We start from the raw sequence: 13,766 nt of genomic DNA, 5'->3' as shown, positions 1-13,766 counted from the left end.
CAGCCTGTTGTATATCTAGACGTTTATAAGTAATTTTAGAAGCTTTGCATAGTTGCCCAAACATCAAGTTTGGTGCGAACTTTTTTGATCACTTCATCAGTAAAGCCGCTTGTTGTTGAACTTCCACCAAGGTCTGATGTACGCGTGCCTTCGCTTACAGCTTCAATGGTCGCTTCGTAGATCGCGCGAGATGCCGTAGCCGCTTGCGTGTCATGGAAGTATGTGAGCAAAGATGCGCACGCAAGGATCATAGCCATCGGGTTGGCAACGTTTTTGCCAAACAGAGCCGGAGCTGTACCGTGCGGTGCTTCCACCATTACAGCCTGTGTATTGAATTCATCATCGAAGCCCATCAAGACAGACTCAGCGCCTGCGATGGAGCCGAACATTTGCAGAACCATGTCGCTTAAGCAGTCGCCGTCACGGTTCAGTGCCGGGATTACCATTGCATCTCCTGCTGAGGAGAGGAGCAGCGCATATGTTGCATCGATGAGTTGTGGCTCATAACGAACAGTCGGGTAGCGTTTGCTTACTGCATCCATTTCTTCTTTCAGCATGCCTTCATATACTGGGCTAACGGTGTATTTCGGACCACCGAATACTTTTGCATTTGTTTTTTGTGCGTGACGGAATGCGAATTCTGCCACAGCACGGCATGTTTTACGGTCAATTTTTTCTGTACGGAATGCAACCTCGTCAATGCCTTCGCCTTCACGCCATTCTTTCGCACCGTATGCATCGCCTACTGCCATACGTACTACGGCGATTGGAGCATATGCGCCAGCTACCGGGCGGATGCCAGGGATGCGACGGCCTGTCCGAACGATAACTTTACCGTCGATTTCACGGCGCAGGATTGCGTTCGGGCTACCTACTGACCCTTTTTCTTCTGGTGTGATGGTAGCTGCTTTTAAGCCAAAGCCGCATTCTTTCATTGCACGAGCTGCTTCATGTACGATTTCATTGTTTGTTTTTACACGATTTTCAAGACTAAGGTCATACGATTGGAAATCAATATCAAATCCAATTACATCTGGTTGTAAAACGCGGAGCGCTTCGTCGAGAAGCTCCTGACCTGTTTGATCACCTTGCATTACGACTACTGTTTTTTTCATATTTAGTCACCTCTTCTGTTTCTCATCCACTTGTTAACTACGACACACAGCACTCTTATTATGCACGATTTCGTGAAATAGCTCAATTAATATTGACAAAAATATAAAGCGAGAAATTAGAAAATGTTTGGGCACACTAAAAACAGCACATATATTTCTAGCGAAGGATAAGAAAATGGTACAAAAAATTCAATTTGTCACAGCCAGGCAAACTGCACAGCAGAACAACTCAGCTATTTCCCAAGCGGGCACAAACGGGTAATATGGGTAAAGAAAATAAGAATGGTTCAAGAGAGGAGACTGCTACATGAAAGAAGTAACAAACATTCAAGAACTCGATCAGTTTTTACAGGAGAATCCGGAAGCGATTTTGTTTAAACACAGCACTACATGCCCGATTAGTACGCAGGCACATGATGAGTTTATGAAGTATGCGGATAGCGGCGCGGCAAAGCCGTGGGCTATGGTGATTGTACAGACCGCACGTCCGGTATCGAATGAAATTGCTGAGCGTTTTGGGATTAAGCACGAATCGCCGCAGGTGTTGTATGTGAAGAATGGCACAGTGGCGTGGCATACGTCGCACTGGAATATTACGCAGGACAACCTGAGTAAGAACGCTGTCTGAGTTGATTTGGGTGGCGGAGTAGGAAGGGGGCGTGAGCCATTCGCTGGTTCTTTTCTGCGGGGAAGCACAACGGCCGCTCCGGGTCACGCCGGGCGGATCGGCAAAACATCTGGGTAGCTCAATGCGGGAGACAGTTGCCGATCTATTCGCCCTCTGTTCCCCGACGCTCCTAAGGGAAAAGAACATGCTCACTTGCTCCCGCCCCCTTCCTCTCCGACGAAATCAATCAGGCAGGCGTAGCTTTTATAAAGTGTGGGTATCATCAGGATGTTAAAAATGAAAAGAAGCTGCGGCGCAGGCTAACGGGTTCAGTTAAGAGTTGGAAATTCCTGTTTGACGGCTTTTTTGGCTCGATTACTGACAGTAAATTTGAAGCATTTTTTCATCGAAAAAGGGTGGCGATTGCCACCCTTTTAATTTGTATTATTGAACCCACTCTAAAATATATACTTTATTTTCATTTGGATTGAGAATAGACAAAAAATAACTCCCATCGCTGTTTGACTTAAGAAAGTAAAGAGAGTCTTTCGTGAATGTAACAGGGTTATTTAGAAAAATCTTTTTGAATTTTTCTTCTTGTCCAATGTGAATGCTACTTACAGTGTTTTGGAAATGATTTACCTTCTTTTTAATCATGTCATAAGACTTATCGTCCATTTTAGCCCAATTATTTGTTTTCAAAATTTTTTTCAACTTGTAATCGCTGTATTTACAAATCGTATACGTTTCTCCCTCAGCAGGAAATCCTCCTATGGTGTTGATTACATCATTCATTTCGGAAGGTGAGGGACTTTTGAATTTCCAATTAATCTCCCAAGCTCCATAAGGTGTACAAAATTTTTGATACGCATTGTACAATCCCACGGAAAGTAACAAAAAAATCAATCCTCCGATTATCCATCCTTTTTTCTTCAAGCTCAAACTCCCCCTGAGTAATTTTTTACTGATTTAAAAAATGAACCCTTCGCCTGAATCGCTTTATTTCACAACATCAACTCTTTTGGCAATTCCCACCTGTGGTTCACCGTCTATTACATCTCCATCTAACCAAACAATAACCTCTAAGGGCTTATGAAATTTATCTTTATCGCTCAATTTAGAAATATCAACCCAAATTTGTCCATTCTTCTTGTCATCAACTAAAATTCTTTCCTTTCCCTTATCAACCTCAATAATTTCACCTTGTCTATCCACTGCGCTATAATCTGGGTTTAATGAACAGCCAAGTAATAAAAAAAATAATAATTGAATTATTGCAATAAATTTTATATTTTTCAAATCCTCACCTCCAAATAAATTAATAAAACGATATTCTTTAACGAAGACTTTTTGATAATATTACCATTTATTTTGTTGAAGAAGTTAAAAACCTAAAAAACGAGCTTCTAAACACAAGAAGCCCGTTACTTAAAGTAAAGAATGTCTTTCATTGTAAATCGCTTATGGGTAATGCCGATTCGTTGGGCAGGGGTTAGTCGTTCCCCATCGCTCGTTTTATACGTCATACAGAAGTTGTAATACGTCCGTAAAATCGTGACAGCATATTGTGCGTATTTCGGGTTGAAGTTGGAATAAATATAGCTTTTCCCTTCTTTTCGAGCGGTCACCAACGGTCGTTCTAAAATGGATAGCCTTCTTCGAATCTGTTGCATAAAGGAACTCGTCGCTTTGTCATTGACCTTTAAGATCATGTTGGCAATGTGAGCAATGTCAAAGGACGATACATCCGTTGTGCAGTCGACAAGACGAACTCCCTGATCAATCGAAGGCAGCGGATGTTCCATGAACGTGGATGCTTCTTTTCGATAGACATTTCCGCCTACGTTTACCTCTTCATGAAAGGTGTGATGCTTTAAAAATTCGGATAGCCACAAAAACGCCAACTTTCGGACAGAACCGCTGTAGCCTTTTCTCGCACCCCACACTTCTAAATCACGAATGGTATCTTGATACTCGGTAAACGCATCTTTTAGGCTCTTTGTACGATCAATTTTGCATAGGAAGTGATGAGCATCTGCCCGTCTTACTTCTCTTGCAAATACACGAAACAACGCCGTCATAATGGAGAAATCCTCGTCGGTAACAAATCGCCATTCGTTGGTGTGAATCATCTGTTTCATGAGCCAAAAGTGTGCGATCGTGGTATAGGTGGAGTTTACATGAAGCCCGTCAATGTACTGATCTCTTCGTTCAAATTCATTCAGCTCCTGAACGTATTCCAATGTTGATTGCGTATCGTGTGGAGAAGGTGGTTGCGGACAGTATGAGAATCGTAGTCGAGCGTTTTTGCGGGCAAACAGATTCACATGATCTTCTTTGTACAAAAAGGTATCGGTTTCGATATCGGAGAGACGAACTTGCCAATCATATGCCACATCAGAACGAAATACATAACGGGTATCCACATCACTGCTAATCACAATGTGTGTGGGAAAATGCTTTTCCTCAACATTATCGTACCGATGTGAGCCTTTCCCTCGTTTCCGTACGTTGTTCAGATAGTAAATCAATTTATCGGTATTGACCCACACACTTTTGAACCGTTTTGACTGAAAGGCTTTTTTCTCGTACCGTTCCAAAAACTCCAAACATCTCCGATACAGCCATTCCGATTTTTGGTAATACGTTTCTGAACCGATCCCTAGGATTTCACAACTTCGCTTTACAGGCGTTCGGTTTAACAACAGAGCAGCGAATAGCGGAAGAATCTCATTTCTCTTTTGTCGGTAGCTAAAGTTCTCTCTTGTAGTCGGTAGCACATTTGTCATTTTCCTGCCCGTTTTACACTGCCATTTCTGTGAATTGCTTTTGCTTTTCCCTTGTTTATAAAAATCTTTAGGTTGATCAAAAGGTGTTGTCATGATTTTAGTGCAAGAGTCTCGATGAAATACATAGTCAGGAGTTCTGTCTTTTACTTGATCAAGAGTAGCAAGACGAGCAATTTCTTCGGCAATCGACCAATTGGAAAATGGCTGTGCCACGCAATCCCATGTCATTCCTCTTGTTGGGTGAATCGGATCAGGATTGCAGGTAATCATCTGGCTTCGGTGTTTCATACTCCCACCCAATTTATAACGGGACGGTTTTCCTTTGACTTCCGTAAAGCGAGTTTGGTCCTGCCCAAACCATTTGCAAAACGGATTGGTACAGCGATTCATCTGAATGGAGTGAGATTGCTCCTTATATTGAACGGTTACAGGTTGAAATAGCGCATGTCGATATTTCTTGGCAAATTGCAAGGGTGTTAGCAGGAGATAGTCCGTCTGCCTCGAATTTCTCTCTGTATCAGATACAGGTAGTTCGATGTGTACGATTTCATCTTCTTTAGTAGCGAGTCGTTTAAGTTTCCCCAATCTGTTCCCCCTCCGTTTTGGCATCGGCAAACATTTGGGAAAAGGCTCGTTTGTTGCGTCGTTTGCTTTGCAACCACTCTAGGAACTTGGGGTCATCCCGAAGTTGCAAAAGGAATTGATCAACCACTTCATCTTCACTATAGCCTGTATACTCGGCGTAGTATTTGACCGTCGCTTTTGTTTGCTCCGATACATGCCATGTGGATTTTTGTTCCAATCGTGGTTTTGGTTCGATAAATTTCATGACAACCTCCTTGTTCAAATTGACATCACAAGTGTCATTAAAATTGACTATTCATTTGGCAACGAATCATCCCTTTCCATAAAGTATTTCCATCTTCTACAACCCCTATATATATCCCTGCCAATTTGGATGCCAATTTTATAAAAATGTTAAGATATCAAAGAAAATGGCGTTCCAAAACTGTTGCCAGTTGGAATGCCATTTTATCTGCCATTTTAATTTTTCAACCTCTTAACTGAACCCGTTAGGCGCAGGCCACAGCTTCTTTTTTGTGGTTTTGGGTTTTGCCAAAACATTGTGGGGGATGGGGGCAAAATGACATGACCTTTCTTTTCGTACCCAGCGTGTCTATGTTCGGGTGAACTAGACAGGTCATTGTCTCCATCATTGAAATACCCAGATGTTTGACCTGTCCACCCGGACATAGACTAAGCGGGCAGTCCCCGCTCCCTTGCCGAAAAGAACAGTCTGCATTTTGCCCCCATCACCCCGCTACTCCCACCGGAACTCCAGCACGTCTCCCGTGTTTACCGGGTCTTGAAACGAAGCCTGCTCGCCATTAATCGTCGTCACAAGTGTCTTGCCAAGTTCAGAAGCATGGAGATTATCATCCACATAGCGGAACGCATCACTGAACACCGGCTCACGCTTAAAGCGTACTTTTACAACAATCTCGGCATTGGCGTGAATGGGATCAGACATCTCGACGCGCTCCCCGTCCATCAGCACTTCTGTTTCGCTTGAGGGAATGCGAATTACTTTGCCGTTAAACGTAATCGTCGTCGCAAGCTCGGTAATTTCTTCGGTTGGCAGCATCTCTTGGATGGACGGAAGTTTTACTGCCTGACGGTCAAACATAATACGGTCGCCACGATGAATCTTGTCATCAAGCGTTACAGACTCCCCGTTAATGACAAAGGCATACGGACAGTACGCATATGTCATCGTCCGACCATTAATCGTAAAACCAATCTTCTGAATGTCCATTTCTGCACGAAGCTGGCCTGCTGCAGACAGCACATCGCGCAGCGTTTGGGGCAGATGAATTGTAACTTCATCCCGGTCATTCAGAAGCATGTCCCATTCTGAGCGCTCTCCGTTAATTGTGACGAACGGGGAAAGGGAGAGTGGCGTATCGTTAAGCGTTACGTCTAATGTATCTACATTATCAGCCAGGTCAATCGGACGGGCTGATGCAGCTTCTCCATCTTTGCCTGCACTAAAAGTAATTTGGTCTTCCGGTTGTACGGTGGCATCGAGCTGGGCAGCTTCTCCGTTCAAAAGCAGGGTTGGAGCGCTACCGTGCTCACCTGGAATCATACGCATGCGTCCGTTAATATGTACAGTCATAGCGAGTCCAGGGCGCCCGTGCAGGCGTTTTAAATCAATGCCTGCATATAGCAGGACATCGCCAACTGTCATTTCTTTCAGATCAAATACGCGCAGCGGTTCGTCATTGAGATACACCGTTAAATATTTGATCGGATGGAGCCGAGCTGCGACCGCAATACCAAGCGGGGTAACAAACTCCGGTCCGGACAATTCGTCCTTATCTGTGAAGGTTTGAATCGCTTCGGTGCCTCGCACTGCCACGCGGGCAGTTGGCAAGTCCAATAGTTCTGCCACTTTGCGGGTGAGATTTGGCGTCAGGCTTCCACCGCCAATCAGCATGACAGCTTGGGGTGCCTTGCCGTTCAAAGCGAGAATACGCTCGCTAATTAAGGATGCAAGCTGTTGGATTTCTGCATCGATTTTTTCAATAACTTCTGTGCTTGGACACTGATATTCCATACCAAGAATGTCCGAGAATATAACTTCATCTTCTGCGGACAGACGCCGCTTCAGTTCTTCGGCAACATTAAAGTCGAGGAGATACGCCTGACTGAGCGCATCGGTGATTTCGTCACCGGCCGTCGGAACCATGCCGTATGCGCTCACTGTACCTTCGCCGGTAATGGCAATGTCGGATGTACCGGCACCGATATCAACAAGGGCGACATTCAGGCGGCGCATCGTAGACGGTACAAGCACATTAATCGCCGCGATTGGCTCAAGAGTAAGAGCGAGCATTTCAAGCCCGGCGCGTTTGAGTGCCGCGACTAGGGAATCGACAACGACGCGCGGCAGGAACGTGGCAATGACATCGACTTTTGCTTCATGCCCGCGCTGATCGATCAGGCTGCCGATGATCTGACCATCGAGTACGTAATTCACGACGCTGTAGCCCGCACAGTAATACTGGGTAAAGTCGTTCGCTTTATTCTGTTCCGCGAGAATATGCTGGGCTTGTTGTACAGCCGTCAGTTCAAGGGCTATAATATCATTACGGGTAATCTGTCCTGTCCCTGTAATGTCACGTGCGGTTTCCATACGTTGCGTATGAAGTGAACGACCAGCTGCTGCTACAGCAACGTGCGTCAATTTTACATTCAGTTTTTGCTCGAGTCGCTGCTTGACACGGCTGATTACATCAGCTACTGCTACAACGTCATGAATCTGACCATCGAGCATAGAACGCTCTACGTGTTCCTCACGTTCGTAGCCAAGCAAACGGAATTTGCCTGACGCATCTGGCTCGACAAGGAGGCCAACTACGCTGCGCGTTCCGATATCAAGCGCAAAAATTTGATTGGTTTGTTCTTCAGACATATCTTGCAACTCCTTCAATTTTCGAACAGGGAATATCGTATCATATTCGCTCTAAAACGCCTAAATCCTTTTAAAGCACGCAAAGAAAAGCTGACAAAGGCAAAAGAATAAGCTATAATACTCTTTAAAATATTTTGTAAAAATTATCTGACAATAAAGAACAAGAGGTGGAGAGAAGATGAGCAACGAAAAGCTGGAACAGCTACGAGGCGACCTTGATAATGTGAATCTGGAGATTCTAGAACTGATCAACAAGCGTGCTGGGCTTGTTCAGGAGATCGGTCAATTAAAGCTGAAGCAAGGGGTTAACCGCTTCGATCCAGAACGTGAACGCCAGATGCTGAACCTGATTCTTGAGAACAACGAAGGTCCGTTTGAAGACAGTACGATCCAGCACCTGTTTAAACAAATCTTCAGTGCCTCTCTTGAACTGCAAAAAGACGACAATCGTAAGGCATTGCTCGTCAGTCGCAAGAAGAAGCAGGAAGATACGATTGTGAAGCTTGGACCGGTAGAAGTAGGTGGAAGCGAGCCGCTTCTGGTTGCAGGTCCATGTTCCGTTGAATCATATGAACAGGTTCGTCAAGTAGGCGAAGCGCTGAAGGCTAATGGCATTACGCTTTTACGCGGTGGCGCGTTTAAGCCACGAACTTCTCCATACGACTTCCAGGGTCTTGGAGTAGAAGGTCTGAAAATTTTGCGTCGTGTAGCTGATGAACTTGGTCTGATTGTTGTGAGTGAGATTATAACACCGGCTGATATTGAGATGGCAGAGGAGTACCTTGATGTCATTCAGATCGGTGCACGTAATATGCAGAACTTTGAGTTGCTTAAAACAGCTGGCCGTGTGAAAACGCCGGTTCTGCTGAAACGTGGTTTGTCTGCTACAATTGAAGAGTTCATTCATGCTGCAGAGTACATCGTATCCGGTGGGAACTCACAGGTTATGTTGTGCGAGCGCGGCATTCGCACATATGAGAAAGCAACACGCAATACGCTTGACATCTCGGCTGTACCGATCCTCAAGCAAGAGACGCATCTGCCGGTATTCGTCGATGTAACACATTCTACGGGCCGTCGTGATCTATTGCTGCCGACTGCAAAAGCAGCGCTTGCTGTCGGTGCAGACGGTGTTATGGTTGAAGTGCATCCGGACCCGGCTGTTGCCTTGTCTGATGCTAAGCAGCAGCTTGATATTCCGCAGTTCAACGAATTCCTCAAGAACCTTCGTGCATCCGGTCTCTATCGTGAGAACGCAGCTGCTGTGCAATAGGTCAAGCAGATGGTATAAACATATGATGGAACGCAAGCCGCCGGGACTTCCTGGCGGCTTTTTGTACGATGGACAATTGTATTTCAATGCATTTTGTAATATGATAAATGAAAAATTATGAAAATGAATGAAAACCATAAAATGGTAAAAAGCGGTAGGAGGAATTTACTTTGCCAGTAACCATCTATGATGTAGCCCGTGAGGCCGGAGTATCAATGGCAACCGTTTCGCGTGTTGTCAACGGCAATCCGAATGTTAAACCATCCACTCGAAAAAAGGTGCTAGGTGCAATTGAGCAGCTAGGCTATCGGCCAAACGCGGTTGCGCGCGGATTAGCCAGCAAGCGTACGACAACAATTGGGGTTGTCATCCCGGATATCGCGAGTCCGTTTTTTGCTGAGCTGGCTCGTGGGATTGATGATATTGCCAGCATGTATAAATACAACATTATTTTGTGTGACTCGGACGAACGGATTGAACGTGAACTGCACCTGACAAATACGCTGCTCGAGAAGCAGGTAGACGGGATTATTTTCATGGGTCGGGAGATTACGGAGAACCATATGCAGGTGTTTACAACCGCTTCTGTGCCGATCGTACTTGCCGGTACGAAAGATCCAACGGGACAGCTCCCGTCTGTCGATATTAGCCATTATGAAGCCGGATACGATGCGACTCGATTTTTGCTTGAGCGTGGACATAAGCGTGTTGCAATGGTAACAGGTCCACTTGTTGATCCGCTCTGGGGCATGCGCCGATTTGAAGGATATAAGAAAGCGCTGGACGAAGTGGGAATTATGCTCAAGGATAGCTATGTATATAATGGAGATACTCATTATGAATCCGGCATCGCGGCTGTGGAGCAGTTCCTCTCACTTGTTGACCAGCCAACCGCGATTTTTGCGGCGAGCGATGAGATGGCTGTCGGCGTGATTCACGGGTTGCAGGACCGGGGGCTGCGCGTGCCGGAAGATATGGAAGTTATTGGTTTTGATAATATTCGTCTCGCAGAGATGGTGCGCCCGCGTCTGACGACAGTTGTACAGCCAATGTATGACATTGGAGCGGTTGCTATGCGTCTGCTGACCAAATATATGAACAATGAGAAAGTAGATCATCATATTGTGTTGCTGCCGCACCGCATAGAAGAGCGCCAGTCTACACGGGCCGAAGTAGATCATAATGACGATATCGAATAAGGGGAAGTAACGATGAAAATTGGAATTATTGGAGCGATGGACGAAGAAATCGCATTATATAAAGAAGGCATGGAGCTTGCAGGGGAGACACACAAAGCCGGCATTACGTACTACGAGGGAACATGGGAAGGCAAACAGGTTGTTCTTTGTAAATGCGGCGTTGGGAAAGTAAATGCCAGCATCTGCACTCAGATTTTGATCGACGCATTTGGAGTCGATTCTGTGATCTTCACTGGTGTAGCAGGTGCCTTGCATCCTGAACTTGAAATCGGTGACATTGTTGTCTCAACAGACTGCCAGCACCATGACATGGACGTAACGCCACTCGGTTTTCCGAAAGGCGTCATTCCGTTCACGGATGTATCGATATTTAAAGCCGATCAGCAGCTGATTGATGCAGCTGTAAAAGCAAGCGAGCAAGTATCTCATAGTAAAACACGGACAGGCCGTATCCTCTCCGGCGACCAATTCGTTGCTAGCCGTGAACTCGTGCGTGATCTGTATGAAACAATGAGCGGTTCCTGCACCGAAATGGAAGGGGCGGCTGTGGCACAAGTATGCTATATGAACGAAGTGCCATTTGTCATCATTCGTGCCATGTCCGATAAAGCAGACGGCTCTGCACATGTCAACTTCCCGGAATTCACCAAACTCGCTTCTGAGCGTTCTTTCCATATTGTGAAGAATATGCTTGAGCATATATAAAGGCAAAGAGGCTGTTCCGAAAGCCAGAACATGGCGGGCGGGAGGCCTCTTTTTTGTAGAATCGACAATGTGTAGGGGGAGGGAGTGGGAGAAGGGAGGAGCCGTTCGTTTCGGTACGCTTGCAGGGAAGCGGTGACTGTCCGCTCCGGGAGCCCGGCGAACGTGCCCGCAAAGAAAGGCCTACGATGTTGAATCATCGAAGGATTGCGGGCAAAGGCTCGTTCGCTGTTCTCCCTCCGCTAAGTAGGCGCGTACAGGCACTCTCTTGCTCCGCCCTTCTCCCACTCCCCGCACAATGTTTCGATTTACAAAAAAACATGCACGCCAGAACGTATTTGCTCGATCACCACTGACTTCTCCAGAGACGGCTTCCTTATTTTTTACCTACATAGCAAAGCTCAGCCTCTTGATATTGCTTGATGGTGTTTAACCAAAGTGTGCTAGGAGCGGGATCGGGCGGGGCAACGGAACGCCTGTACGCGACCCCCCAGCGGAAGGGGCTAGGTGAACGGGCTTTTGCCCACAATCCTTCGATGCGAATACATCGTGGGCTCTCTTTTGTGGGCGAGTTCGTCTGGCACCTGGAGCGGACAGCCCCCACTCCGTAGCGAGCGTACCGAAGTGACGAGGCTCCGCCCGATCCCGCTCCTCCACCACACGTTGGAGAAATCCTCCACCAAGAAAAAAGAGGCTGTTCCGTTCGCCATGTTCTGGCTCTGGAACCGCCTCTTTTTTACCCTTTTGGACAATAAAGCAGGGCTTTTTCAACCGTATTCTTGTTTTTCGTCGTAATCTCTGGACGGCGTGGAATGTCAGGGAAAATCCCTTCTGGATCGAACATCGTTGGTGCGAGTTGTACCGGGCTTTCTGCCTGATACTTATCAATCCATGTTTGCGGAATCCGTGTATCCTGCGGAACGTCCTGTCCGGACAGTTCTGCCCACAGTAGGCTCCATGCGCGCGGGACAACCCGCCAGATATCATACCCACCGCCGCCTGTTGCAATCAGGCGACCATCACAAAGCTCGTCCGCAAGATCACGAGCAAGGCGTGGAACTTCTTGATAGATGCGCATTGTCGTCGATAGGTGGGTGAGCGGATCGAACGTATGGGCATCACAACCGTTTTGTGTCACGATAATATCAGGCTTAAAGCCGCGTGCGACAGTAGGCAGAACCGCGTAATATGCTTCCAGCCATGAATCGTCTTCGGTAAATGCATCAAGCGGTACATTTACCGAGAAGCCATATCCTTGTCCATCTCCCCGCTCTGTAATGTTGCCGGTGCCGGGGAACAGATACTTTCCGGTTTCATGGAAAGAAAGAGTAAGCACATTTGGATCATCATAAAAAGCCCACTGCACACCATCTCCATGGTGTGCATCGGTATCAATATACAACACACGAGCATCGTATTTCTGACGCAGATAGGCAATTGCAACCGAGCAGTCATTGTAAATGCAGAAGCCGGAGGCACGCCCGCGGAACCCATGATGCAGTCCCCCTGCCAGATTGACGGCATGCTGGTACTCTCCTGCCATAACAAGCTCAGCAGCGCGCAATGTGCCGCCGACTGCAAGCGCTGTCGCTTCATGCATATTTACAAAAGCCGGGCAGTCTTCGGTCCCGATGCCGAAGCTTGCGGCAAGTGCTGGTGTTTGTTCGGCATGCCCGGCTTCTTTTACAACCTCGATATACTGGCGATCATGAATAAGGGCCAATTCTTCATCTTCCGCCATGCGCGGTGCGACTAAATCGCTGTCTTCGAGCAGATTCATCATACGCAGCAGATCAATTGTCATCGCGATGCGCTTCTGATTGAATGGATGGTCGTCATTAAAATTGTAGTTCAAGTAGTCGTTGCTATGAATAAACGCAGTTTTTCTTTTCATGACAATTCCTCTAACTTCCGAGGCCAGACGACATGATAACCAGCCTCTTCAATTTTGTCAGTTACATGGCGCGGATTAATGGTTTGTACACGGAAAACCAGATTCTTTTTTCCAAGATGCTTTCCAGGGAAAACGAGTACGCTTGTGACACTGCAGCTTGCTTCTTTAAAAATGTTGGAGACATCAGCTAGTATGCCGATCTGATCGTCTACTTCTACTTCGATGTGAGAGCTCGGGTAATGTACACCCATTAATTCGACAAGGGTATAAAGAATATCCGTTTCTGTCAAAATTCCCATCAATTCATCACGATCAGTGACAACGGGAAGAGAACCGATGCGGTTATCGTAAAGAGCAAGTGCAGCTTCTTCTACAAAATCGAGCGGATGAGCGGTAATGACATCTTTGCGCATAATGGTGGATACAGCTGTATTCATGATTTGATCATCGTCGTCATGCGGTGCGCTAATGATAGATGGACATGCGTCGCGTACATCTCGATCTGAAATAATGCCAACCAGCTTGCCATCTTCCACAACCGGAATATGGCGAATGCGATATTGATGAACTTTCAGAAGTGCAAGACGAATGGAATCTGTCGGTGCGACCGTAATAACGTCACGTTTCATGATATCTTCCACAAGCATGGTGCGATCCTCCCCTTAGCTCTCTTTTTATCTATCATTTTATTCCATATCGAGGGAGAATA

Annotated in this window: 13 protein-coding genes; 4 read left to right on the top strand and 9 right to left on the bottom strand. The window is 46.3% G+C overall.

Annotated elements, in window-relative coordinates; translation table 11 throughout:
- Positions 1-35 precede the first annotated feature (35 nt).
- Complete coding sequence (locus CB4_RS17365; protein ID WP_096467014.1) at positions 36-1,115, bottom strand: isocitrate/isopropylmalate family dehydrogenase; 1,080 nt, start codon at positions 1,113-1,115, stop codon at positions 36-38.
- Positions 1,116-1,422: 307 nt separating this feature from the next.
- Here CB4_RS17365 and ytxJ point away from each other — a divergent pair, with 307 nt between their 5' ends.
- Complete coding sequence (gene ytxJ, locus CB4_RS17360) at positions 1,423-1,743, top strand: bacillithiol system redox-active protein YtxJ (protein ID WP_096467013.1); 321 nt, start codon at positions 1,423-1,425, stop codon at positions 1,741-1,743.
- 423 nt (positions 1,744-2,166) lie between these two features.
- On the opposite strand, the gene CB4_RS17355 is transcribed toward ytxJ, so the two are convergent.
- The 5 genes from CB4_RS17355 to CB4_RS17335 all read right to left on the bottom strand — a co-directional run bounded on the left by CB4_RS17355 (position 2,167) and on the right by CB4_RS17335 (position 7,989).
- Positions 2,167-2,658 carry a hypothetical protein gene (locus tag CB4_RS17355; protein ID WP_096467012.1) on the bottom strand — a complete coding sequence of 164 codons (492 nt, stop codon included), beginning with the start codon at positions 2,656-2,658 and terminating at the stop codon, positions 2,167-2,169.
- Positions 2,659-2,721: 63 nt separating this feature from the next.
- Positions 2,722-3,021 (bottom strand): hypothetical protein, encoded by a 300-nt coding sequence (locus CB4_RS17350; RefSeq protein WP_096467011.1) that lies wholly within the window; start codon positions 3,019-3,021, stop codon positions 2,722-2,724.
- Between the two features lie 125 nt (positions 3,022-3,146).
- Positions 3,147-5,096, bottom strand: coding sequence for an insertion element protein (locus tag CB4_RS17345; protein WP_096467010.1), 1,950 nt, complete (start codon positions 5,094-5,096; stop codon positions 3,147-3,149).
- Positions 5,083-5,340, bottom strand: coding sequence for a hypothetical protein (locus CB4_RS17340; protein WP_096467009.1), 258 nt, complete (start codon positions 5,338-5,340; stop codon positions 5,083-5,085). The genes CB4_RS17345 and CB4_RS17340 overlap by 14 nt, the downstream gene beginning before the upstream one ends.
- A gap of 492 nt (positions 5,341-5,832) precedes the next feature.
- Positions 5,833-7,989, bottom strand: a complete 2,157-nt coding sequence (locus tag CB4_RS17335) for a cell division protein FtsA (RefSeq protein WP_096467008.1) — start codon at positions 7,987-7,989, stop codon at positions 5,833-5,835.
- Between the two features lie 178 nt (positions 7,990-8,167).
- On the opposite strand from CB4_RS17335, the gene CB4_RS17330 reads away from it, so the two are divergent.
- The 3 genes from CB4_RS17330 to CB4_RS17320 all read left to right on the top strand — a co-directional run bounded on the left by CB4_RS17330 (position 8,168) and on the right by CB4_RS17320 (position 11,166).
- Positions 8,168-9,262 (top strand): bifunctional 3-deoxy-7-phosphoheptulonate synthase/chorismate mutase, encoded by a 1,095-nt coding sequence (locus CB4_RS17330; RefSeq protein WP_096467007.1) that lies wholly within the window; start codon positions 8,168-8,170, stop codon positions 9,260-9,262.
- 170 nt (positions 9,263-9,432) lie between these two features.
- Complete coding sequence (gene ccpA / locus CB4_RS17325) at positions 9,433-10,461, top strand: catabolite control protein A (RefSeq protein WP_096467006.1); 1,029 nt, start codon at positions 9,433-9,435, stop codon at positions 10,459-10,461.
- A gap of 12 nt (positions 10,462-10,473) precedes the next feature.
- Positions 10,474-11,166 carry a 5'-methylthioadenosine/adenosylhomocysteine nucleosidase gene (locus CB4_RS17320; RefSeq protein WP_096467005.1) on the top strand — a complete coding sequence of 231 codons (693 nt, stop codon included), beginning with the start codon at positions 10,474-10,476 and terminating at the stop codon, positions 11,164-11,166.
- A 426-nt stretch (positions 11,167-11,592) separates the two neighbouring features.
- Here the strand turns inward: CB4_RS17320 and CB4_RS21175 are convergent, their stop codons facing one another.
- The 3 genes from CB4_RS21175 to CB4_RS17310 form a co-directional block, all read right to left on the bottom strand.
- Positions 11,593-11,823, bottom strand: a complete 231-nt coding sequence (locus CB4_RS21175) for a hypothetical protein (RefSeq protein WP_146226636.1) — start codon at positions 11,821-11,823, stop codon at positions 11,593-11,595.
- 76 nt (positions 11,824-11,899) lie between these two features.
- On the bottom strand, positions 11,900-13,057 hold the full coding sequence (locus tag CB4_RS17315; protein WP_096467004.1) for an acetoin utilization protein AcuC: 1,158 nt from the start codon (positions 13,055-13,057) through the stop codon (positions 11,900-11,902).
- Positions 13,054-13,704: a CBS and ACT domain-containing protein gene (locus CB4_RS17310; protein ID WP_096467003.1), complete on the bottom strand. Its 651-nt coding sequence runs from the start codon at positions 13,702-13,704 to the stop codon at positions 13,054-13,056. Before CB4_RS17310 ends, CB4_RS17315 begins: the two co-directional genes overlap by 4 nt.
- Positions 13,705-13,766: the final 62 nt, after the last annotated feature.

The organism is Aneurinibacillus soli (genome assembly GCF_002355375.1).
GTDB classification, from domain to species: domain Bacteria; phylum Bacillota; class Bacilli; order Aneurinibacillales; family Aneurinibacillaceae; genus Aneurinibacillus; species Aneurinibacillus soli.
The sequence above is the reverse complement of the archived record's forward strand: the minus strand, read 5'-3'. Positions and strand labels throughout refer to the sequence as shown.